General features: G+C 45.5%; 21 protein-coding genes. 8 read left to right on the top strand and 13 right to left on the bottom strand.

Going from position 1 to position 21,528, the window contains the following annotated elements:
- Positions 1-20: 20 nt before the first annotated feature.
- On the bottom strand, positions 21-254 hold the full coding sequence (gene cydP, locus ACO0KZ_RS15690; protein ID WP_422996868.1) for a cytochrome oxidase putative small subunit CydP: 234 nt from the start codon (positions 252-254) through the stop codon (positions 21-23).
- Between the two features lie 20 nt (positions 255-274).
- Positions 275-841, bottom strand: a complete 567-nt coding sequence (locus tag ACO0KZ_RS15685; RefSeq protein WP_422996866.1) for a GbsR/MarR family transcriptional regulator — start codon at positions 839-841, stop codon at positions 275-277.
- 202 nt (positions 842-1,043) lie between these two features.
- Here ACO0KZ_RS15685 and ACO0KZ_RS15680 point away from each other — a divergent pair, with 202 nt between their 5' ends.
- The gene (locus ACO0KZ_RS15680; protein WP_422996864.1) at positions 1,044-1,607 is read left to right on the top strand and encodes a hypothetical protein; all 564 of its coding nucleotides are present in this window, start codon (positions 1,044-1,046) and stop codon (positions 1,605-1,607) included.
- 155 nt (positions 1,608-1,762) lie between these two features.
- Complete coding sequence (locus ACO0KZ_RS15675) at positions 1,763-4,033, top strand: hypothetical protein (RefSeq protein ID WP_422996862.1); 2,271 nt, start codon at positions 1,763-1,765, stop codon at positions 4,031-4,033.
- A 93-nt stretch (positions 4,034-4,126) separates the two neighbouring features.
- Here ACO0KZ_RS15675 and ACO0KZ_RS15670 read toward each other — a convergent pair whose 3' ends face one another.
- The 4 genes from ACO0KZ_RS15670 to ACO0KZ_RS15655 all read right to left on the bottom strand — a co-directional run bounded on the left by ACO0KZ_RS15670 (position 4,127) and on the right by ACO0KZ_RS15655 (position 7,679).
- Complete coding sequence (locus ACO0KZ_RS15670; protein ID WP_422996860.1) at positions 4,127-5,056, bottom strand: EamA family transporter; 930 nt, start codon at positions 5,054-5,056, stop codon at positions 4,127-4,129.
- A 25-nt stretch (positions 5,057-5,081) separates the two neighbouring features.
- A complete protein-coding gene (locus tag ACO0KZ_RS15665) occupies positions 5,082-5,390 on the bottom strand; it encodes a DUF1272 domain-containing protein (RefSeq protein WP_422996858.1) in 309 nt (102 codons plus the stop codon).
- A 274-nt stretch (positions 5,391-5,664) separates the two neighbouring features.
- Complete coding sequence (locus ACO0KZ_RS15660) at positions 5,665-6,501, bottom strand: response regulator (RefSeq protein ID WP_422996856.1); 837 nt, start codon at positions 6,499-6,501, stop codon at positions 5,665-5,667.
- A 41-nt stretch (positions 6,502-6,542) separates the two neighbouring features.
- Positions 6,543-7,679 (bottom strand): HD-GYP domain-containing protein, encoded by a 1,137-nt coding sequence (locus ACO0KZ_RS15655; protein ID WP_422996854.1) that lies wholly within the window; start codon positions 7,677-7,679, stop codon positions 6,543-6,545.
- Between the two features lie 398 nt (positions 7,680-8,077).
- Between ACO0KZ_RS15655 and ACO0KZ_RS15650 the strand changes: the two genes are divergently transcribed.
- The 4 genes from ACO0KZ_RS15650 (at position 8,078) to ACO0KZ_RS15635 (ending at position 13,360) form a co-directional block, all read left to right on the top strand.
- Positions 8,078-8,896: a TatD family hydrolase gene (locus ACO0KZ_RS15650; RefSeq protein ID WP_422996852.1), complete on the top strand. Its 819-nt coding sequence runs from the start codon at positions 8,078-8,080 to the stop codon at positions 8,894-8,896.
- A 6-nt stretch (positions 8,897-8,902) separates the two neighbouring features.
- Complete coding sequence (locus ACO0KZ_RS15645) at positions 8,903-11,434, top strand: DNA internalization-related competence protein ComEC/Rec2 (protein WP_422996850.1); 2,532 nt, start codon at positions 8,903-8,905, stop codon at positions 11,432-11,434.
- Positions 11,391-12,320, top strand: a complete 930-nt coding sequence (locus tag ACO0KZ_RS15640) for an alpha/beta fold hydrolase (protein WP_422996848.1) — start codon at positions 11,391-11,393, stop codon at positions 12,318-12,320. Before ACO0KZ_RS15645 ends, ACO0KZ_RS15640 begins: the two co-directional genes overlap by 44 nt.
- Positions 12,321-12,436: 116 nt before the next feature.
- Complete coding sequence (locus tag ACO0KZ_RS15635) at positions 12,437-13,360, top strand: lipid A-modifier LpxR family protein (protein WP_422996846.1); 924 nt, start codon at positions 12,437-12,439, stop codon at positions 13,358-13,360.
- Positions 13,361-13,367: 7 nt separating this feature from the next.
- On the opposite strand, the gene ACO0KZ_RS15630 is transcribed toward ACO0KZ_RS15635, so the two are convergent.
- From ACO0KZ_RS15630 to ACO0KZ_RS15600, 7 genes are all read right to left on the bottom strand, one after another.
- Positions 13,368-13,973, bottom strand: coding sequence for a sigma-70 family RNA polymerase sigma factor (locus ACO0KZ_RS15630; RefSeq protein ID WP_422996844.1), 606 nt, complete (start codon positions 13,971-13,973; stop codon positions 13,368-13,370).
- A 120-nt stretch (positions 13,974-14,093) separates the two neighbouring features.
- The gene (locus ACO0KZ_RS15625; protein ID WP_422996842.1) at positions 14,094-14,558 is read right to left on the bottom strand and encodes a group I truncated hemoglobin; all 465 of its coding nucleotides are present in this window, start codon (positions 14,556-14,558) and stop codon (positions 14,094-14,096) included.
- Between the two features lie 65 nt (positions 14,559-14,623).
- On the bottom strand, positions 14,624-15,559 hold the full coding sequence (locus ACO0KZ_RS15620; protein ID WP_422996840.1) for a DUF3034 family protein: 936 nt from the start codon (positions 15,557-15,559) through the stop codon (positions 14,624-14,626).
- A 284-nt stretch (positions 15,560-15,843) separates the two neighbouring features.
- On the bottom strand, positions 15,844-16,578 hold the full coding sequence (locus tag ACO0KZ_RS15615; protein ID WP_422996838.1) for an anti-sigma factor: 735 nt from the start codon (positions 16,576-16,578) through the stop codon (positions 15,844-15,846).
- Positions 16,575-17,141, bottom strand: a complete 567-nt coding sequence (locus tag ACO0KZ_RS15610; protein ID WP_422997232.1) for a sigma-70 family RNA polymerase sigma factor — start codon at positions 17,139-17,141, stop codon at positions 16,575-16,577. The genes ACO0KZ_RS15615 and ACO0KZ_RS15610 overlap by 4 nt, the downstream gene beginning before the upstream one ends.
- A 353-nt stretch (positions 17,142-17,494) precedes the next feature.
- Complete coding sequence (locus tag ACO0KZ_RS15605) at positions 17,495-17,839, bottom strand: terminase (RefSeq protein WP_422996836.1); 345 nt, start codon at positions 17,837-17,839, stop codon at positions 17,495-17,497.
- 58 nt (positions 17,840-17,897) lie between these two features.
- Complete coding sequence (locus ACO0KZ_RS15600) at positions 17,898-18,509, bottom strand: GNAT family N-acetyltransferase (RefSeq protein ID WP_422996834.1); 612 nt, start codon at positions 18,507-18,509, stop codon at positions 17,898-17,900.
- Positions 18,510-18,830: 321 nt separating this feature from the next.
- Between ACO0KZ_RS15600 and ACO0KZ_RS15595 the strand changes: the two genes are divergently transcribed.
- Both ACO0KZ_RS15595 and kdsA read left to right on the top strand, forming a co-directional pair.
- On the top strand, positions 18,831-20,468 hold the full coding sequence (locus ACO0KZ_RS15595; RefSeq protein WP_422996832.1) for a CTP synthase: 1,638 nt from the start codon (positions 18,831-18,833) through the stop codon (positions 20,466-20,468).
- A gap of 19 nt (positions 20,469-20,487) precedes the next feature.
- On the top strand, positions 20,488-21,342 hold the full coding sequence (kdsA, locus tag ACO0KZ_RS15590) for a 3-deoxy-8-phosphooctulonate synthase (RefSeq protein ID WP_422996830.1): 855 nt from the start codon (positions 20,488-20,490) through the stop codon (positions 21,340-21,342).
- Positions 21,343-21,528: the final 186 nt, after the last annotated feature.

Below are 21,528 nucleotides of genomic sequence, written 5' to 3'. Positions count from 1 at the left end.
TCGGCTCTCTGTAAAGGATTTCAATTTGTTTTTTTGTGGTGTTGTTGCGCAGGCGGTGTTGGTTTTGATAATAGATGTTGCTCAACCACGGGTGTCGGCAAGCGCATTTTTTTGGTGCTAGGCTGCGAAAAGAACAGCTTCCATAAGATAAATATCGCTAACAGTTTCAGGCAAAGAATCAGGCTGATTTCCAACCAAAGTGGAAGCCCGGTATGTTTACTTTTGTTGGTGATTTTTCTTAAGATCGCTAGCATGCTCATCTCGCGGTTTTGTATTATTTTTCGTCTTTTTCAGCGTCACTGAAACGGAACTTGTCGCGGATGTCGAGTAGCTTGCCAACCTTTGAACCCATCTTCATTAATGAGGCTAAGGTTTCCGGTGAAAGGCGCTGCACGTCGTCAAACCAAGAAGTCGACAGCTCGATCAATTGATACATTTCACGCATGCGTTCTTGCGCTAGTTTGTCCTCCTCGGAAGCTGGGCTTTCGAGTAAGGCGTCGCGCAGCATGGATAAAGTCGGTTCGATTTCGCGACGACGGCGCTCTTCAAGTAAGGCTTTGAAAATATCCCAGATATCTTTGGGCGGTTCGAAATACTCGCGCCTGTCACCCGGTTTATGCATCAATTTCACCAGGCGCCAGGCTTGTAATTCTTTAAGGCCCATACTCACGTTGGAACGTGAAAAAGAGAGATGCTCAGCAATTTCATCTGCGTTCAAGGGTTTGCCCAGCACGTAGAGCAGGGCATACATTTGGCCGACGGTCCGATTAATGCCCCAGCGGCTGCCCATTTCACCGAAGTGCAAAATGAAGCGTTGGGTGAGCGGGCTTAAGCTATCCATAGTCTTTCCTTATTTTATTAGTAATTGCTTAAATTGCAGGTATTACTGAATTTTCACGAATTACTGAAATTATAGAAGGTTTGAAAAAATCTTGCTGACGACGCCTCAAAATGCGGATAGCAGCGCACGTGGATGTTATGACGTTTATAATTTCGCGTTGCCTAATTAATCTGCCGTCACTCTCACTTTTGAAAGCGCGACCATGTCTAAAACTACTTCCGTTGATGCCAACTACCGTTTCATCGCCGCCTATAACGAAGTGAACGCTCGTATCACACAACGACAGCAAGCTCTGGCTTTGTATGTCACCTTGGTAGTTAGCTTATTAGCGGCATTGGTCGCACTCAAATCAGGAGAGTCGCGTGGTGAAGTTCCCGTCGAATGGCTGATGCTAGGCTTCCCGGTTGCCTCACTCAGTCTGGCATTTTTGAATTACAAAGCGGAGCGGGCGATTACCAATTTGCGGCGCTTTTTATCGGCTTTAGAGCAATTAGGTGATGCCCATGAAAGCTTACCTAGCTATAACACCCATCAAAAATGGGCAATCGGCGCCAATAAGGCGCGACGTTTTCATGACTATGCGTCCGCCGTGTTGGTTGCGGGGGGAAATGTCATTGGCCTCGGTGCCGTGGTGAAGATTTATCCGCACCGTGTCGCTGACAGTTCTATCGCCTTTTGGCTCTCGGTCTTGATTGCTGTAGCCGCTGTGTTGGCAATTTTGCTCAGTCCGCAATGGGGATTTAGGCCAGACGATCAAACCAAATAGTCAGGTTTAGTTCGCATGCGCGAATAGATTTTGTTGTGCTTGGATTTCTGTTGGTTAGTCTTGTCAGCGAGAAATTCCCAAATTGATAGTATGAGATTATGCTATCCTCCGTAATCAATTTCGCATGCTTTCATGTAATTTAAACTTGATTAATAATGAAAATACCGTTCTCCGCTTATCGACCATCTTTTAAACTAAATCTACCAACGTTTGTCTTTTCGGCAATTCTCCTGAGCTTGTTAAGCGGCTGCGGTGGGTCCTCTAGTGGCTCCGCATCACCGAGCACTAATCCTGGCACGAGTACCGTGTCGCTGACTATCTCTGCTACTAGCAATGAAGTGTATGCGGGCGGTGTGCCTGTCTCACTGACCGTGAGCAAATCGCAGGGTAGCGGCACGGTCAATTGGAGCTTAAATAATTCGAGTTTGGGTAGTTTGAGTGCGACTAGCGGCGACACTATCCAATACACTCCACCATCGCCACAAAGCCTAGGTGGTGCAAATTCAGTCACCATAACGGCGAGTATAGGCAGTGTGAGTCAAAGTCTGACTTTGCCTATTCAATCACGTGCTCGCATAGAGTTTGTTGCTGGAGATATCGGTGGAATGGGTAACATCGATGGGGTTGGAGCGGGAGCACGTTTTAACCTGCCTAAGAATCTGGTCGTGGATAAAGATGGGACTATATTTGTCTGCGATACCGGAAATGGACTAATACGTAAAATCACCACTGCAGGTGTTGTAACGACCTTTGCGGCTTTTGATTCACCACGCGCTTTGACGGTTGATAGAGACGGCAAACTCTATGTCATTGACGGTAAAAATAAGCTAATTCGTAGTATTACATCTCAAGGCGTAATTAGCACTTTACCCACGCAAATCGCCTTGAAAGCAGACGCCGAGTTAAAAGATCTTGTAGTGGATAGCTTAGGTAATTTGTTTGTGATGGAAAATGAATTGATCCATCGAATTACTAAGTCAGGTGAGTTAAGTGTTTTCGCCGGAAAATCAAACGAATTGGGCTTGTTAGATGGAAAAGGGGGCAACGCCAGATTCACTTCCCTGGAAGGAATTGTTGTAGATAAAGAGAATAATCTCTTTGTACTAGATGACGTGGCTATCCGTAAAATCACACCTGAAGGGCAAGTAACAACTCTGGACTTCGCACCAGCAAGGTCTAAGGGGGGCGGAATTGCGATTGATCCCGCGGGGAATGTTTTTGTCACGAATGTTGGTGGGGCAGGCTTAACGCTGCGTCGACTAAGTAAGAATGGGCAGGCAAACTTCTTGGATACGCAAATGGACCTATCGAGTATAGGACTTGCCAAGATTGCGATAGGCGACAACGGCCAAATAGTTCTTGCAGACACACGAAATCATCGTGTGATGATTATTAATGTACAAAGCAATTATGCTGAAGTGAGACCATTTGCAGGCCATATTAGGAGTTGGTATAACGCAATTAAGCCCAACCCTAATTCACTCGTCTCACCAAGCTTGATCCCATTTGACGGCATTGGTGTAAATGCTCAGTTTTATTATCCGCCGCAGTTAGCTGCAAGCAATGGGGAGCTGTTTAGCTACGAAGTACCCGCTGGGGTTGTACGCGATAAGATATTTAGTCGGATATCTGCAAATGGCGAGTTAACCCGATTGCCGGGAGTTCGGGGAGATTCTTTTGATTATTTAGATAATCCTCCAACAAGAGGATTTGTCGCCGATACAAAAGGAAATTTATATCTAGCATCGATCGACAAAATTTATCGGATCGGACCTTCCGGTACAGCGATTGCATTAATGACTTTGAATTACTCAGAAGCGCCAGTTGAACTCGCTATCGATGCACAAGATCGATTGTATTTTGCGATTGCTAATGCTGTTTTTCGTTTCAGCCCAGAGACTGGAGCAATTCTGATTGCGGGTCAGATTGGGAAAAGTGAGTATATAGACGCAAACGGAGCAGCCGCTCGATTTAGTCAAATTAATGGTCTGCATGTGAGTCGTGATGGCAGCATTTACGTGACTGATAAAAACGTCTTAAGAAAAATTGATACTTCTGCCAATGTAACTACGGTTGCCGGGCGATTCGGAGAAGCTGGTGTGATTGATGCTGCTGGTACGAATGCAAGATTAGATGAGCCTGGATCGATTACTTCTGATTTGTCAGGAAATATCTATGTTGCAGACTCATCACCTTATAAGTTGGATAGTACAAATACCTACGTGCTCGGCAAAAATCACACCGTACGCAAAATTAGCCCAACAGGCGTCGTAACAACTATCGCTGGCGTCGCAGGCAAATTTGGAATTGGACTAAGTACCTTCCCGAACACTTTAGGCCGCATCAATGACATTCAATTTGTAGCGCCAAATACCTTGTATATCAGCTCTGAATACAGTGTTTTAAAGATGAATCTTACGAATTAATTATTGAAGTGATGGCGTACGTATTTAATTGTGTCAGTTGCTGCAGCTAATGCAGTAGCTGTCATAAGGTGAATGCAAAATCGAATGTCTTGTTTAGGTTTTGTTGCTAGCGATCATTTCGCGAAACCAAATAGATATTTTGTAGCCAAATACATTCAATAATAATCCGGCCATGACAACAAGGGCACCAGCGATCTGGATATGGTTCAGTGCTTCACCCAACAGTATCCACGCAGAAGACAAGCCAACTACTGGCACCAATAAAGTCATCGGTGCCACCACATGAGTCGGTAGGGTGGTGAGTAATTTCCCCCAAAGCGTGTAACCAATTAAGCTGGCAGCGCCTGATAGGTAGAGAATCGCCAATATTGAGTTTAAGTTGATATTGCGCAGACTGTTCATTACGACGTCACTACCATCAATCAAGCAGGACATGATTACAAAAGGAATGATGGGGAGTAGGGCGCTCCACGCTACGAGATTGAGTATGCCGACTTGACCCATTTTTTTACTGATGATATTGCCGCAAGCCCAAGATAAGGCTGCGCATAAGGTTAGGACGAATCCAGCCAGGCTAACGTGACTTGCGTTTGCTTGAACGCCTATGCTTGCACTGCCGAGTAAAGCTAACCCAACACTAGCTAAGAGCATACCAAGTACATTGCTGGTTCTGAGTTTGTCACCGAATACCAGTGCGGATAAACCTACTGTGAAAAAAGCCTGGGCTTGTAAGACTAGCGAAGCCAATCCAGCCGGCATACCGACGGCAATCGCGGAAAATAGAAATGCGAATTGTGCAAAACTGATGGTCGCGGCATAGGCGATCAACCACTTGAGTTCGACCTTAGGTCTAGCTAAAAAAAAGATGGCAGGAAAAGCGACAAAGACAAAACGTAAGGCGCCTAGTAACAACGGTGGCATTCCCTTCAAACCTACTTTAATGACGACAAAATTCATACCCCACAAAACAATGACGACGAGGGCGGTCAGTATGTGGCGAGGACTAAGTTGGGTTTGGCTCATGGTCATTGCAAGCTTGGGGCAATATTTAGCGTAAGTGTGCTGGAATTGTTACCAGGTCTTTGATAAAGGCCGCGTGTACTTCTGGATCGACCGGTTTGAATACGCGCTTAGTACTGGCAGGATTTTTGCCAAGATAGTTTTCGTTCCGTCTATTTTGTGCTGGGCGAACCGGACGAGGCGTAAATCCACCGCCACAGTTGGGGCATACATTGTGCAATACATGTTCTACACAGTTGGCACAAAAGGTGCATTCGTAAGAACAAATTTGCGCATCGGTCGCGTCTGGCGCTAAACTTTTGTTACAGTGTTCGCAGCTGGGGCGTAGTTCTAACATGGCGGTGCCTTGCTTATTGTGGGGATCAGCGAAGCTTAGCATAGAGTAAAATCAGGCGTTTTGATTTCAACCTAAATTAAACTTTCCGTGAGGTTCAACTCCCTGCAGAGAGTTTTATGTCGGGTATGGGGTGCAGCGAGATGCATGATATTAAAAAAGCGCGCGTCAATGTGCTGAGTTTCTTAAGCCCAAAATAGGACATGCTAATGAATTGCAACTCCAGGAAGCCTCCCAAGCAATTTGTAAATGCAGAATAGAGGAATGGACTAAATCGCTAAATTTTGTTGCGCAAGTTACGATAACGCTCTGCCCGACTTGAGATAGATGTTATTAATTTTTCTGGATCGATGGGTTTGGTCAGAAAATCATCCGCACCAATTTCCAATGCACCTAGTTGTTTCTGCATATCGATTTCCGATGAGAGAAAAACAATGGGAATATCAAGATAATGATTGTTTTGACGAAGCACTTTCGACATCTCAACACCATTACATTGCGGCATATGGAAGTCCGTCAAAACCAATTCTGGTTTGAATTTTTTCATCTCATCCAAAATATGTGTCGGATCAATTAGTGTTCTCACATGCATGCCCGCACTACTAAGGACTGCATTAAAGAAATCCAAAAAAAACTCGTCATCGTCAACAACCAAAATGCGATAGGAATGCACCGTATTTTTAGCAATTTTTTCATCAATGCGGGTGCTCAGTGCTTGTATGTCAAGTGGCTTAATGAAATAGCCTTCAGCCCCTTCACGTGCGGCTTCTAAGCGATCTTTGAAGTTGTCATTCGCCGACACATAGATCGCCGGGAAATTCACTAAAATGCGTTCTGCCATTGCTTTTTTTGCACGTTGCCCTTCCGGAGAATCTATATCCAATATCACCGCAGCAGGGAGCCTTACGATAATGGCGGATCTAAACTCTGCCAAATCACTGAAACATATGACTTCGTGATTGTAAAAACGCAGAGCATGGGTCAATTCTTTGCCCAATAGCAAATCCGCAGAATACACATAAACTAATTCAGGGTTCTTAGTAAATGTCTTCCCATTTGCTTCGTCTCGCTCAGGCTCATCGGGCGCCTGTAGATTTTCCATGTCTTGATTCATTGAATTCTCGATTTAAGTGAATTTAACGTAGTGACACTCTATTATTGTGATGCAACATCACCCCAAAGCTGCCGCATACTGAATCGAATCTGAACTTGATCTCGATGCAATACTTCTCGAATCGCATGCAAGGTTTTTTGAGTGTCACGTTTTATTGGCGCGAGCAGAGGTGCGCCACGCGGGCCAATCAGCGAGTGCACATTGGGTGTCGTCGTCGTTGCACCCTTACTCGTCACCACACCAATTTCACCACTCTCTAGTTTTACAAAGGTACCAATCGGGTAGGTTCCAAGCTCACGAATGAACAAGGTCACCAACATTAGGTCAACAGTCGTTTTTCCGCCGATAAGAATGTCACGTAGCGCCGCGTTTGGTAACATCGATTTACGATAGCTGCGAGAACATACCCTGGCGCAGTAACGATCCGCAATCGAAATGATTTTCGAATTTTGGGGGATCTCCGCACTCTTTTTTTTCAGAGGGTACCCAGTACCATCTTCGTTCTCATGATGATGCAATATCCAAGTCAGCCAATGCTCATCTTTCACACCGACTGTCATCAGCTGCTGGACACTTTCCTGTGGATGTCGAAAAATCAGTTCTTGATCCTCAGGCAAAAGGCCGTCGCTTTTTTCCTGCAAACGTTCTTGTTGTCGCAACATGCTAAGGTTCATCGTCAAGCAAGCAGCGGCAATGAATATGATTTCCTCTTCCGTTTTCTTGAGTGCACGTGCGATCAAAATTGCTACAACGGCACTGTCTACACAATGCCTCGCAGAATAGTTTCCCTCTTGATGTAATAAAATACAGCCTAAAGCAACATCCGCGTCGAGAAAAGTCGCAATAACAACCTGTTTCGCGAGCGCTAAGAATTTTTCTCTTGCTTGGATTTCGGGCGTTAAATTATAGGACAGTGTACGCAGCTCATTACGTACTTGAGTAATGATGCGTACGACAGAGGGTTGTTCTACCACCTTTAGAAAAGGTTTTTTATCGCGGGCTTGATCTAACTGATTTCCATCGACATACAAACCACGCTCTATCAAAGTCTCGACTTGGTTAGTGCTACTAACGACGAAGCCACGTCTTAGCAATAGATTTCCATCATTGCCATAGATATCCCATTGTAGTGGTTGTCCCAGCACAATATCAGACATGGAAATGCGTTTATTTGACATGTGATACCTCAATAAAGATATGCGACAAACAACGGATAATGGAGACGGATGACGGATAGAAAGTTCAAGCCACCTAAACGTATAGGAAATTCAATTCAACTAGTCAGAGTATTGCACAAAAAGCGATAATCACAATACACCTTTCATTGCAGTTGTTCCATGAATGAAGCGCCAATCCTAGCCCAGTTGTGCCAGAAAAGCGCGTCAATATTGAAAAAAATACCCCTGATTTTGACCCACATCCTGCCAAGTTCATGTTGCACATTACCTCAGCCTAGCAAGGCTCTGAGAAAGACTGTTGTATAGAAAATGCGGCCTGACATCCTAGTTTGTCGCACTATTGTAGAATGTATTTTTCTCAAGAAGCAGTCTTAAACTTAGGAAAGTAAATTGACATAATGTGGATAGACAGCCATTGCCATCTCGACGCTAGTGAGTTTGGGACACATTCTTTGGACTTAGCTGACGAGGCCGTACGTATGGGCGTATCAGCGATTGTGATACCTGCCGTGCATAAATCAAATTTTGCCAAAGTCCAACAACTCGCATCGCAAAGGTCTGATTGTTTTTTTGCACTAGGCATACATCCTATGTATGTCGCGACTTCAGTGGAGCAAGACTTGGAATTTTTGCGTGAGGAAGTCGCACGTTTGCTCAATGATCCCGTGACAGGTAAGCGCTTGGTCGCGATCGGTGAAATCGGTTTGGATTTTTTTGTGCCCGCCTTAACTGTCTCGCCGCTAAAAGAGAAACAGGAGTTTTTTTATAGCGAACAATTAAAAATAGCACGAGATTTTAGTTTGCCTGTACTTTTGCATGTGCGAAAATCGCAAGATAAAATATTAAAATTTTTGCGACGTATTCCTGTTCAGGGTGGTATTGCACATGCTTTCAATGGCAGCGAACAGCAAGCGCAGCATTTTATTGATCTTGGATTTAAATTGGGCTTTGGTGGTGCCATGACTTTTACCCGTGCTTTACAAATTCGACGCCTCGCTAGTGAACTGCCGATCACTAGTATCGTCTTGGAAACCGATGCGCCCGACATTGCGCCGCGCTGGTGTCACCCCGGGATCAATTCGCCTGGCGAGTTGGTTCAGATAGGTCATGAGTTCGCCAGCTTGCGCCAACTTACGATAACGGAAGCCGCACAGCAAACTAGTGCGAATGTTTTGTCCGTACTGCCGCGCATGGCAGGACAAGTTAGTTTGAGTTAGAAAATAGTGCGGCTGGCGCTGATCGGTTTTGCGGTTGGAGTGGCGCTGTTACAGCAACAGGACGAATTGTTGCCATTGTGGGCGTATATAGTTTGCCCGGTTTCCCTATTCTTGCTGCTGGTATTCCCATTGCAGCGGAAGTTAGCGTCGAGACTACAGCAAGAATATCAACTATGGTTGCAAACGAAGCTGCAACTGAAGCTGCAACTGAGGTTAGGCTTACAAATACTCTTTGCCGTGCTGTTGGGATTTTGCTGGGCTGGAACCTACGCTCATTTTTACTTAAGCGAACAACTACCGTCAGCTCTAGAAAACCGCGATTTGCAAATCACAGGCGTGATCGATAATCTACCTAACCGCGTTCCGCAAGGGGTGCGGTTTGATTTTTTGGTCGAGAAGTATGATGCCATAGCCGAGCCCGTAAGTATTGATGGGGCGGCTTTGCCTAGGCTTCCCAGCAGACTTGCCTTGGGTTGGTTTGATCAGCCCTCGAATCCCATCGCGGTTGCAGATTTACGTCCCGGGCAGCGCTGGCAATTGACCGTGCGTTTAAAGCGTCCGCATGGCAATTCTAATCCTGATGGTTTCGATTATGAAGTCTGGTTGTTGGAGCAGGGCATACGCGCGACTGGCTCAGTACGCGCTAGTACTAGCGAAAATACGGCAGCAGCTGCGAACCAGTTTCAGCAAGAATTTGTTTGGAGCCTGCATAATCTGAACCAACGTGCACGTTATTTTCTGCGTGAAAAAATTATGTCGACCTTGGGTGAAGCGACATACGCTGGCGTAATCGCCGCCTTGGTGATCGGCGATCAACGAGATATCACGCAAAGAGACTGGCAAATTTTCAATCGTACTGGGATAGGACATTTAATTTCGATTTCTGGTTTGCATATCACCATGATTGCCGGTATTTTCGCTTCACTGATGTATTACTTATGGCGGCATTCGTTTTTTACGCAAGCGCAGTTGCCCTTGCGTTTACCTGCACCTAAAGTGGCGACTATCGCTGGTGTTGTAGCAGCCTTCATTTATGTTGCTTTAGCAGGTTTTGGCGTGCCGGCACAGCGTACGCTTTGGATGTTGCTGGTTGTGGCGATAGCTGTCTGGAGTGGACGCACTGCCAGTATTACTCACATATTGTGCATTGCATTGGGCTTAGTATTACTGCTTGACCCTTGGGCGGTTATGTCACCGGGTTTCTACTTGTCGTTTGCAGCAGTCGGTGTCCTGCTCTTCGCTTCTTTAGGTCGCTACCATTTTCCTGTAAAGACTAACGACGATACACAATCGATAAGCACATGGACAGTCAGGTGGCAGGTGATTGGAGAAAAATTGTACCTTGCTGGTCGCGCTCAATATGCAGTGACGATGGGTTTGGTTCCCTTAAGTTTACTTTTATTCGCGCAAGTTTCAATAATTAGCCCGATTGCGAACGCAATTGCCATACCTTTGGTGAGTTTTGTGGTGACGCCTTTAGCTTTGTCAGGTAGTGTTTTACCGGCGCCAGTTTCTACCCTTTTACTTACCTTGGCACATGAGTTGATCAGTTTGCTGGCGCAGTTCTTGACTATGTTAAGCAAAAATTCATGGGCTGTCTGGCGTGCGCCTATTCCTTCTTGGTGGATGTTTGCGTTGGCGATGATAGGCGTGCTTTGGATGTTAATGCCGCGCGGATGGCCTCTGCGTTTTCTTGGCGTGATTTGTTGTTTGCCCGTGTTATTGCAGCCGGTCAGTGCGCCTGAAACAGGAGATATGAACGTCACCGTGTTTGACGTAGGGCAAGGCAGTGCAGTTCTGATCGAGACCGCCAAGCATCGCATGCTGTACGACACAGGTCCGGGATTTTCAGCAGAAGCCAATGCGGGTACCCGAGTTTTGCTGCCTTATCTTCAGGGGCGTGGCATTCATCGACTCGATCAGTTGATGATTACCCATAGTGATAGCGATCATTCTGGTGGGGCTTTGAGTTTGATACAAAATCTGGATATCGACTTGCTGTCATCTTCCTTAGTGGCTACACATCCTATTGTGCTAGCAGCCCATCAACATCGACGCTGTCAAGCGGGGCAATCATGGAATTGGGACGGTGTACAGTTTGAAGTCTTGCATCCGGTGCCTGTGATATATACAAGTAGCAAGTGGAAGAGCAATGCATTAAGTTGTACTTTAAAGATATCAACAAAAACTCATAGTTTGTTACTGACAGGCGATATCGAAGCTATACAGGAAGATGAATTAGTTAACAGTATTCCGGGTAAATTAAAAGCAGACGTTTTATTGGCACCGCATCATGGCAGTGGCACCTCATCGACCACGCCCTTTTTGCAGTCCGTGAGACCCGAGTTGGCCTTGTTTCAAGTTGGCTACTTAAATCGCTACCAACATCCCAAACCCGAGGTGATGCAGCGGTATTTGGATTTTGGAATAAAGCCTCTAAGGACGGACACAAGCGGTGCAATCACATTACAATTTGGCAGCGTAATAACGGTGAATGAATATCGCAAAGATCATGCGCGATATTGGTACTCACGATGAGGCTTACTTCGCCCCGTGTTTCCAACTTAGTCTTATCAAACCTAATCTCAATGTGAAGTTGCAAGCTATGTCCAAACCAGTAGTCCATTTTTGCCACGGTAATAGTTTTCCTGCGGGGACTTATCGTCAGATGTTAGAGCAATTGCAGCCCGACTATGAGATCCACGTTTTAGAAATGCATGGACATAATCCCGAGTATCCGGTGACGACCAACTGGCCGTTTCTGGTGCAAGAGTTGATTGATACTTTACAGAAAAATTATCATGAACCAGTGATTTTGCTGGGACATTCCTTGGGCGGCATTTTGTCTTTAATGGCGGCGAGTCGCAGACCTGATCTGGTGCGTTGCGTGTTGATGATAGATTCACCCGTGGTCACAGGGTGGCGTTCGCTATTCCTTAAAACCTTCCGTGCATTAGGATTGTTGGAAAAATACTCCCCAGCGCAATTTTCGGCTAGACGTCGCATGCTCTGGCGCGATAAGCAAGAAGCCTTCGAACATTTTTCATCAAAAGAAAAATTTGCGATTTGGCCGCCAGAAGTATTGCAAGACTATATCGATGCGGGCATGCAGACCCATCCCGATGGTATCAGCTTAAAATTTACTCGTGAAATTGAAACGGCCATCTACCTGAGTTTGCCGGGCAATTTAGGTACGATTGCCCGGCACGGCTTGCGTGTTCCAATTGGTTTTGTAGGTGGCTCGGAGTCGATAGAATGCCGCCAGGGCGGATTAGAGGCCACACGTAAAATGTGTGGCGATTATTTCGTACAGCTGCCAGCGGGACATTTGCTGCCTATGGAAATGCCAGAGAAAACTGCCCAGGCTTGCCATGCGATGATACAAAGATTGTTAGCAGTCAGTCCGAGTAACATTGCTGAGTGAGTAGTTGAGTGGGCCATGCTAGTACAGTTTGTTCAGTGTCAATACTAGCGTAAAATTGGATACGCATTAGACGGCGTATTTCTCTCTATTTGTTTTGTCAAACTTCTCATTGGACTATGCGTACATCCCTTATAGCTACACTCTCTTTGTTCGCCTTTAGCGCTCAAGCTCAAGATTTTTTTCCATCAATACAAGAATACCAAAAAGTGCAGGCGCAAGGCCGCACCAGCGTAACACTGGATGTGGAAAACGATAGCTTGCTGCTCAAGCGAGATGATGGCTTTTATACCAGTGGCAACCATTTGATCGTGCGTCAATTTCTGGCAACACCACAACAGAGCACGGCTTATGCTTGGTACGTCGGGCAAGATTTATACACTGCATCAGATATCAAATTACGCCCGGGACAGATTAATAAATTTGATCATCCGTACGCTGCTTGGTTGTATGCGGGTGTGTTTAAACAGGTTCAAAATAAAGGCGGTAGTGGCACCAAATTGGGCATCGAACTAGGTTGCTTTGGCCCCTGTGCCGCAGGCGAATGGACACAAACCAATTTGCATAGATTGTTCAATCAACCCTTGCCGCAAGCGTGGAGCACCCAGCTTAAGCAAGAATGGGGAGCGGTATTGAATGCAGAATTTAGCCCAGCCGCATGGAATTTGAGTACGGATTCAGATCTAGGTACGCGTTTTAAAGCACGTGTCGGCAATATTTTTACGGATGCGAAGACTGAGGTGATGTGGCGTTATGGTCGACTAAACAGCAGCATCGACGCACCAGGCAGTTTTGTTTTTGGCCGCGCGGAAATCAAAGCGGTTGGCTATAATGCTAGTTTGCAGGGGGGGTATTTCCGCGATCAAAAATTAGTCATTAATCCTAATCGCGTGATCCCTGAGGTGGAACTTGGTTACCAGTATCGTGGCGATACCTGGGGTTTTTATGCATCCGTGCTGCGTCGTGGTTCTGAAATAAAAGAATTATCAAATGCCAAAGGCGCGCAAAATTTCGCCAAACTACAATTAACCTATTCGATGTGATGTCAAGTTAGTGGTGAAGGTGCACGAGGGCGCTGCGCAAAGCATGGCGCGCCCTATGTACTGACACCATCAAATTGTTTTTAGTGATACCGAGTTCTTCACATATTTCGTCGCTATCTAATTCCATGCAGTCTGATAATGTAAAGGCTCGTGCGCTTTTGGGTGGCAAGTCATGTAATGCAATTTCCAAATTCACAAAAAAGTTTTTTTGCTCCAGTTCTGTTAAAGGATTTGATTCGCTACACAAGCTACTTTGTGTAATTCCATAGCGAATCTTAGAAATGCCATCTTCTTCCATACAGGTCGTTGCACTTTCAAAAATATCCTCATCAAATCGGTTGTTCGCCAATTTTGTGCCCTGAGTGGCGTTGTGAGTGATGTGACGGATGCTTTTGCGGAAGTCATCGATGATTTTGAATTTTAAGATACTGATCACATAGGTCGATAAAGACGATTTGCCTGCATAGCGATCAGGGCTTTCTAAGACAGCCAATAAGGTCTCTTGTACCGTATCTTCGGCGATAGCTTCATCACGGATTTTTTGTCTGGCGAAGCGCAATAGTTGCGGACGTAAGGCCGTTAATTGCTGATGGAACGTGAGGTTGATCGCCATAACTAGGTTTTTCTGAAGTAGTGTGTTCAAAATTGAGGAGTTTGGTGGATGTTCTTATCTAAGCGGACTATTCATGAATAAGAATGTCGAATAAGAACATCGCTCCACGAATCGCAGTAATTATTTGCTGACAATAGGGCGTTGCATTGGTGCCAATTTGGCGACCAATTTGTTGGAGATGGATGACGGGATATCATTCTTCTCCATCGCCATTTGCAAGTCTTCTGCTAAAGCATTGAAGTGCGCATTGCTAATTTCCATTCCTTGATGTGATTCGTACATATCACGCCCTTTGTACTGGCATGGACCACCTGCCAACTCACAAAATTGAGCGACTAATAATTCAGAGAATTCTTCTTTTTTGACTTTTGAGAAGAAATGAGCAATGCGTTGATCCGCTAATATCATAGGAACAAAGTCATTCACGATTTTAGTGATTCCTTCTTTCTTGCCTAAACCTTGATAGATGCTGTCGTCTTTATCCATGTTTTGGGCTTGCGCGGAGAAACCGATACAAAGTGCGAAACTAGTAAAGCCGATGATGGTCAAAAATTTTGCGAAGCTAGTTTGAAGTGAGTTTTTCATGATGCGATCTTTCTATAATTTCTATAATTAAATTGAGGTGTACTTTTAAAGGCAAAATTGCGGGATCAGAACCCGGCTTGCAGGGAAAGGTACCAGCCGCGTTGTGTCTTTGGGTTGAAAATAGTGATGTCACCCAGTTTCACATAGGCGGCGGTTACTGAGAAGTTTTTAGTGGGGAAGTAGGCGACAAAGACGTCGGAATAATCTTTCTCATTGTCCACGCCCAAATTGCGTGGTTTCATCCTGTATTCAGCTCCCACTACTAATTTGCGATTGATCAGATAGGCAATTGAGCCTTCTAATTGCGCTTGATACTGGTCTTTTTTATCCCCGCCAAAACCGAGTAAGCCCATTTGATTCGCTTTAGTTGCGCGCAATGTGCCGTTAACTAAAAGGCTTTGTGCCAGATAGATCTTGGTCGCTGATACATAATAATCAACGCCGCGATCATCTTTCGCGCCTAATTGCTTCACATTAGTGACGCCAAGCGCTCCCAAACCACCAATACGTGCATCCCGTTTGTATTGCATACCAGCGGCAATTTGTGGCATCCAACCGGTCTGGTCATATACCGCATCACCAGCTAACTTGACTTTGATGCCGAAAATATCCTGTTTTAGGTTGAGTGCATTTAAAGGAGCGAGGCTGCCAGTGAATTCTTGTTTGGCGAGTGAAAATTCAACACGATCTGCGATCCCAATCGCCGCACCATAGGTTTTCAAGCTGTAATCCTGAGTATTTGCTTGGGTGTAGTGAACGTTAGCGCCGTAACTATCACGTGTACCGTAGCCAGTGATTAAAGCCCAAGGCGTCAAGCCACCGCCACCAGCGCCTTCGACTTGGCTGACACCACCAGTGGCGGTTAGCTTGCCCATGTCGGGTGCAAGTGAATCTTGCGCTTGCGCCGCTTGAAAGCCTAAGCTTAAGCTGGCGAGAAGGATAATTTTGCTGGTTCGGCTGCGTGTGCGGTGTGAAGCACTGTCAGAAATGGAAAAATGCATGATGACTCCCTATTTACGTTGTGTTTTGCGAATAAAAATACAGACAGACTTTTTTGCGAATCTAAATTGCTCAGGCAATTTCATTTAACAAATAATTGCTGTTAATACTTATACGAACGACGTTTGAGAATGGATTCAATTATTTTTAAAAAAATCAAAAATTTTTTAAACTAGTTGAATTTTGAATCTATGGAGGATTGCTTGGGGCTGCTTATTGAGAAAAATATCCCTTCTTTTTGGGCAAGTAGAAGGGATATTTTTTGTTGATATTTATTAAATACTCATTAAGCTGTTTTCAACCAGTTGCCTTTGAATAGAATTGGCCCGCTAGGTTTTTCAGGATTGCCAGAGCCACCTTTCGGTTCTAAGGAAATTGCCAGGAGTTGTGGCGTAGCGTTAGTAACACCTTCTGGTAAATTAATCCGTAACACCGCGCCTGTCGTATCTGCTGCATTGGTGACCTGATCGACTAAGCCTAAGGATCGTATCTTGCCTTCTTTTGAAATTGACCAAAGTTCTAAACTTTGATTGTTGGCTATTTGGGGTCGATTGACGAAGCGCAATAAGACCTGACGGCGTTTGCTATCGCTAGAGATGACGGCGATAGGTTGAGCTTTGTCATCGGATAGAGTCGCCACATACATTTCAGCTGGCAGGCTGCTGTCTTGTGGCTTGAAGACAAACACCGCCATTAAGATCAGGGCTGCACTTGCTACCAAGCTGAGGCCACGCCAAAACTGCAACTCGTGCAGAAATCGAAAGAAGGCTTTTTGACCGCGTTCTGCACCGAGCTTGAGCTGCTTTTCTATATTGCTCCAAACTTGTGCTTGTGGCACCTTAGGTGTGGAAAACTCCATCATCGGCATTAAGTGTGCCTGCCATTCTCTGACGATTTGTTGCAAATGAGGATCGGTTTGTAGCCAGGCCCTAAAGCGACGTCGTGCGCCACCACGTAGCGTGCCAAGAACAAATTCTGCCGCCAATTGATGTTGCAGGCGCTGATTGTGTTGAATATTCATGCCAAGGCTCCTTTGCTTAGGCAAACTTTCAATTTCTCAAGGCTACGACGTATCCAGGTTTTTACCGTGCCCATAGGTAGCTGCATTTGCTCTGCCACTTCACTATGGGATAAATCGTGGAAGTAAGCCAGACTCATGGCCTGTCGATGCAGACCTTCTAAGCGTGACATACAACGCGCTAGGGATGCTGCATCCTGGCTGAGTTCTAATGCTTGTATCGGCGTTGCATCTTGACTTTCCATTGCTTGCCAAATTTCTGTTTCAAAGGCATCAGTATCGTAACTGACGTTGAGGTGCTGGCCATTATTCAGTTTACGTAGCAAATCAAAAGCTCTGTTGCGTACTATGGTAGTCATCCATGTCATCGGGGAGGCGAGACTGGCGTGGTAGCTGGAGGCATTGTTCCAAATATTCACGAAGCTATCTTGCAACACTTCTTCGGCTAGTTCGCGTTGCTGCAAAATACGCATGACAAAGCCAAATAGTTTGGGTGAACTCACTTCGTAAAGGGAATGGAATGCTTGCGCATCTTGCTTAGCGACTGCCAGCAGCCATAAGTGCATTTGCCCTGGGTCAAGGGGCTTCGATGGAGTGGATGTGTTTGACAATGGGGTGCCTTTTTGCATAAGTGAGTTGAGTGTCAGTTCGTACAAACAGGGTAGTACTTGGTGAAATCAATAAGTGTTTGTCCAAGCTTATACGTAGAAAAAGTCTAAACGGATGCAAAAATCTTTAGAGCTTTGAATTTTAAGATAGCTTTGTTCAAAGGCTCTTCTTAGAAATTTTTTGGCTTATCCAAGAATTAAGTTTATTTGCCACTTTATTTGGGTTCATTAGACAGATGAAACGCGAGTTTTTTTGTCCTGATACCGCAAAAACAATAAGGGTGGATAGCGCTTGATTTGTCATACAAAAGTTAAGCAGCGTGTTGTAAAGCACGCCACCAGCCGCCAGATATTACAAAGCGAGGGAAATTAATCCATTGTTCGATAAGCAGGCGTGATACAGCATTAATTGCGCCGATAAACGGAATGGATGGCTGTGCCTCTTGCTTGTGCCCCAGTCCTTGTAGTGCAATGGATAAACCCATACTGGCTAGGGAAAGTAGTGCGAGCAAATAGCGGCCATTGATTAGACTAAAAATAAGATAGAGATTGGCACAGATAAAACCCGGCACTAGGATGATATGCATGAGCAAATTGAGTTTCGAGCGATGAAATTCGGTATAGCCTTCCCACTGCCATTGAATAAGTTTAAGCATGGTAATTGCTTCCCTATGTGTTGGTCGTCTTATATCGACGGCTTATGTTTGGCTTTATTTAGAGAATGTGACTGAACATCCAGTAGTCACGCGACTCTCCACGAACGATTCGATATTTCTTTAAGTGACCTTCTAGATTAAAGCCGCACCTCTCTAATACTCGTCGAGAGTTGAAATTGCTATCCAAAACAGTCGCTTGTATGCGTTGAAATTGGCCCTGCTGGTGCGCCCATTGCGTCAGTGCGCGACAAGCCACCGTAGCGATGCCTTTGCCCCAATACAGAGGATTCAAATCGTAAGCGATTTCCGCGCTTTGATTCGTTTGTGAGATGCTGTGAAAGCCTATCGTACCTATTAACTGTTCATCGTCTTTATTGGCAATTGCGAATTTGATTTGCGCATGGGGACTAGACCAGTCAGGCTTACGAATAAATTGCTGTAAATCCGCAGGCGAGTTGACATTCCAACTGGTACGCTGCCGAATTTCTTCTAGCCTTAGATAGTCGAACCAGGAAACCAAATCGGCGGCGCACAAGGGCCGCAATTCAATCAAGGGCGCTTTGGGATCGCGGAAGTTCAGTTCGGGCAGGGTTATGGGATTAAACATGTCGTGCAGATGTGCGCTGCGTCCTAACAGGCTGCCAAGATGATATTTAGCAAATACGGACATGGGTTATCTCTTCAGAGTTGTGCATGCAGGGCGTGGCTGTCGTACAAATATTTTTCTTGATATTATTGCATGGTCATAAGTGACATGTGTTGATTATATTTTGATTGAATTTATTTGATAATCCAACAGTTATCGTTATGTTTCCATAAAATAAATTAGTTTGTCGTTTTTGCCTCAACTTACAAATCGACTTACTTTCGATGGCCTTCAATGAAATTCCACTTCAGCGCTGGTAGAAAAAATCTCCCGGTCGACGTGTCATCAATGGCGTCTTGATGTATAATTCGAATTTCCCGCTTGTGCCGTCTGGCACCTTCTGCAATGACTAAGTTCGTATTCGTTACTGGGGGCGTCGTCTCCTCTCTAGGCAAAGGCATCGCTGCTGCCTCACTCGCTGCTATTCTTGAATCGCGCGGTCTCAAAGTTACCATGCTCAAACTCGATCCCTACATCAATGTGGATCCGGGTACCATGAGTCCATTCCAGCACGGTGAAGTGTTCGTCACAGATGACGGCGCTGAAACGGATTTGGATTTGGGTCACTACGAGCGTTTCATCTCTGCGAAGATGAAAAAAGTGAATAACTTCACGACTGGTCAGATTTATGAATCCGTGATTCGTAAAGAACGTCGCGGTGAGTATTTGGGCAAAACTGTCCAAGTGATTCCGCATATTACTAATGAAATTCAAGAATACATCCATCGTGGTGCAGCAGGTTTTGACGTCGCTTTAGTTGAAATCGGTGGTACGGTCGGTGATATCGAATCTCTGCCATTCTTGGAAGCTGCGCGTCAATTGAGCTTGCGTGCAGGTCGTAATGCTGCTGCCTTCGTGCATTTGACTTTGGTGCCTTTCTTAGCTTCTGCTGGCGAATTGAAAACCAAGCCAACTCAACACAGTGTGCAGAAATTGCGCGAAATCGGTATTTTCCCAGACGCTTTATTGTGCCGTGCTGATCGCCGTATTCCTGATGATGAACGCGCCAAGATTTCCCTTTTCTCTAACGTGGTGGAAGAAGCGGTTATTTCTGTTTGGGATGCCGATACCATTTACAAGATTCCACAGATGTTGCACGATCAAGGCTTGGATAAGATCATCTGTGATAAATTGGGTTTGAATCCGAAACCAGCTGATTTGTCCATGTGGGACAAGTTGATCTACGCACTGGATAATCCAAAAGAAGAAGTCACGATTGGCATGGTTGGTAAGTATGTCGATTTGACTGAGTCATACAAATCTTTGACAGAGGCTTTGCGTCACGCAGGTATCCACACCGAAAGCCGTGTGAATATCGAGTATGTCGATTCTGAAGAAATCGAAGCGCACGGTACAAAAGCATTGGAAAAATACGATGCGATTTTGGTGCCAGGCGGATTCGGTAAGCGCGGCGTAGAAGGCAAAATTTTGGCGGCACGTTATGCGCGCGAAAACAAGATTCCTTACCTCGGTATCTGCTTAGGTATGCAAGTTGCCCTGATCGAATATGCGCGTAACAAAGCGGGCTTGAGCATGGCAAACTCCACCGAGTTCGATTTGGAAACAGAACAACCAGTGGTAGCCTTGATCAACGAATGGCAAAGCCATGACGGTAAAGTCGAAACACGCGATGAAAATTCTGACCTCGGCGGCACCATGCGTTTAGGTGCGCAGACTTGCGCCGTTCAGCCAAACACACTGGCTTCTGATATCTACGGCAATGTGGTAACTGAGCGTCATCGTCATCGTTATGAAGCGAATAATCACTACTTGAAACGCGTTGAAGATGCGGGTCTCGTAGTTTCTGCTCGTACACCAACAGAAGATTTGTGTGAAATTATTGAGTTACCGAAGAGCGTACATCCGTTCTATTTGGGGGTGCAATATCACCCTGAATTTAAATCGACACCACGTGACGGACATCCATTGTTCACCGCGTTTGCTCAAGCTGCGATTGCGCATAAACGCGCAGCGCAAGCGTAATCGATAAAGGAACAACAGCATGAAATTATGTGGATTTGACGTAGGTCTAGATCATCCTTTCTTTTTGATCGCTGGTCCATGTGTGATTGAATCGCATCAAATGGCGATGGATACCGCAGGCGCTTTGAAAGAAATCACTACCGAACTCGGAATTCCTTTTATCTACAAATCGTCATTTGATAAAGCAAACCGTTCTTCAGGCACTTCCTTCCGTGGTTTAGGTATGGAAAAGGGTTTGGAAATTTTAGCCGACGTGAAAAAGCAATTGAACGTTCATGTGTTGACAGATATCCACGCGATTGAAGAGATCAAACCAGTCGCCGCAGTGGTCGATGTGTTGCAAACGCCAGCCTTCTTGTGCCGTCAAACAGATTTTATCCAAGCTTGTGCGCAATCAGGCAAACCTGTGAATATCAAAAAGGGTCAGTTCCTGGCCCCACACGATATGATCAACGTCATCGCCAAAGCGCGCTTGGCAGCGAAAGAAGCCGGTCTGCCAGAAGATAATTTCATGGCCTGCGAACGTGGCGTCTCTTTCGGCTATAACAATCTGGTTTCTGATATGCGTTCACTCGCTATCATGCGTGAAACCAATTGCCCAGTCGTTTTCGATGCGACGCATTCCGTGCAATTGCCAGGTGGTCAAGGCACATCGTCAGGCGGTCAGCGTGAATTCGTGCCAGTCTTGGCGCGTGCTGCAGTGGCAGTGGGTATTTCAGGCTTGTTCATGGAGACCCATCCAAATCCTGCACAAGCGATGTCAGATGGCCCCAACGCAGTGCCACTAGGACGTATGAAAGAACTACTGGCGACCTTGATCGATCTCGATCGGGTGGTCAAGAAAAACGGATTTTTAGAATCTAGTTTTATTTAACAAGTATTGCCTCGCAAAGCTTAGTGACTTTGCGAGGCAAATTTTTATCATCGGTTTCAAAGTGTGGGTAGATGATGATCGCTTCAAAACCACAAATGTGTTTTGGAGAAGAGGGCAGGCGCAGACAAAACGAGAAGCTTGATTTGCTCGCGCAGTTTCTACAAGATCGAACCCGATAGTTTGTGA

This window comes from Undibacterium sp. Di24W (assembly GCF_049340325.1).
Taxonomy (GTDB): domain Bacteria; phylum Pseudomonadota; class Gammaproteobacteria; order Burkholderiales; family Burkholderiaceae_D; genus Undibacterium.
The sequence above is the reverse complement of the archived record's forward strand: the minus strand, read 5'-3'. Positions and strand labels throughout refer to the sequence as shown.

Coding starts and splice junctions, on each gene's coding strand:
- ACO0KZ_RS15620 (WP_422996840.1), bottom strand. CDS start 15,559: ATGCATTTTTCCATTTCTGACAGTGCTTCACACCGCACACGCAGCCGA.
- ACO0KZ_RS15660 (WP_422996856.1), bottom strand. CDS start 6,501: ATGAATCAAGACATGGAAAATCTACAGGCGCCCGATGAGCCTGAGCGA.
- ACO0KZ_RS15595 (WP_422996832.1), top strand. CDS start 18,831: ATGACTAAGTTCGTATTCGTTACTGGGGGCGTCGTCTCCTCTCTAGGC.
- ACO0KZ_RS15630 (WP_422996844.1), bottom strand. CDS start 13,973: ATGGCGATCAACCTCACGTTCCATCAGCAATTAACGGCCTTACGTCCG.
- ACO0KZ_RS15650 (WP_422996852.1), top strand. CDS start 8,078: ATGTGGATAGACAGCCATTGCCATCTCGACGCTAGTGAGTTTGGGACA.
- ACO0KZ_RS15680 (WP_422996864.1), top strand. CDS start 1,044: ATGTCTAAAACTACTTCCGTTGATGCCAACTACCGTTTCATCGCCGCC.
- ACO0KZ_RS15600 (WP_422996834.1), bottom strand. CDS start 18,509: ATGTCCGTATTTGCTAAATATCATCTTGGCAGCCTGTTAGGACGCAGC.
- ACO0KZ_RS15615 (WP_422996838.1), bottom strand. CDS start 16,578: ATGAATATTCAACACAATCAGCGCCTGCAACATCAATTGGCGGCAGAA.
- ACO0KZ_RS15665 (WP_422996858.1), bottom strand. CDS start 5,390: ATGTTAGAACTACGCCCCAGCTGCGAACACTGTAACAAAAGTTTAGCG.
- ACO0KZ_RS15640 (WP_422996848.1), top strand. CDS start 11,391: ATGAATATCGCAAAGATCATGCGCGATATTGGTACTCACGATGAGGCT.
- cydP (WP_422996868.1), bottom strand. CDS start 254: ATGCTAGCGATCTTAAGAAAAATCACCAACAAAAGTAAACATACCGGG.
- ACO0KZ_RS15635 (WP_422996846.1), top strand. CDS start 12,437: ATGCGTACATCCCTTATAGCTACACTCTCTTTGTTCGCCTTTAGCGCT.
- ACO0KZ_RS15625 (WP_422996842.1), bottom strand. CDS start 14,558: ATGAAAAACTCACTTCAAACTAGCTTCGCAAAATTTTTGACCATCATC.
- kdsA (WP_422996830.1), top strand. CDS start 20,488: ATGAAATTATGTGGATTTGACGTAGGTCTAGATCATCCTTTCTTTTTG.
- ACO0KZ_RS15610 (WP_422997232.1), bottom strand. CDS start 17,141: ATGCACTTATGGCTGCTGGCAGTCGCTAAGCAAGATGCGCAAGCATTC.
- ACO0KZ_RS15670 (WP_422996860.1), bottom strand. CDS start 5,056: ATGAGCCAAACCCAACTTAGTCCTCGCCACATACTGACCGCCCTCGTC.
- ACO0KZ_RS15655 (WP_422996854.1), bottom strand. CDS start 7,679: ATGTCAAATAAACGCATTTCCATGTCTGATATTGTGCTGGGACAACCA.
- ACO0KZ_RS15675 (WP_422996862.1), top strand. CDS start 1,763: ATGAAAATACCGTTCTCCGCTTATCGACCATCTTTTAAACTAAATCTA.
- ACO0KZ_RS15605 (WP_422996836.1), bottom strand. CDS start 17,839: ATGCTTAAACTTATTCAATGGCAGTGGGAAGGCTATACCGAATTTCAT.
- ACO0KZ_RS15685 (WP_422996866.1), bottom strand. CDS start 841: ATGGATAGCTTAAGCCCGCTCACCCAACGCTTCATTTTGCACTTCGGT.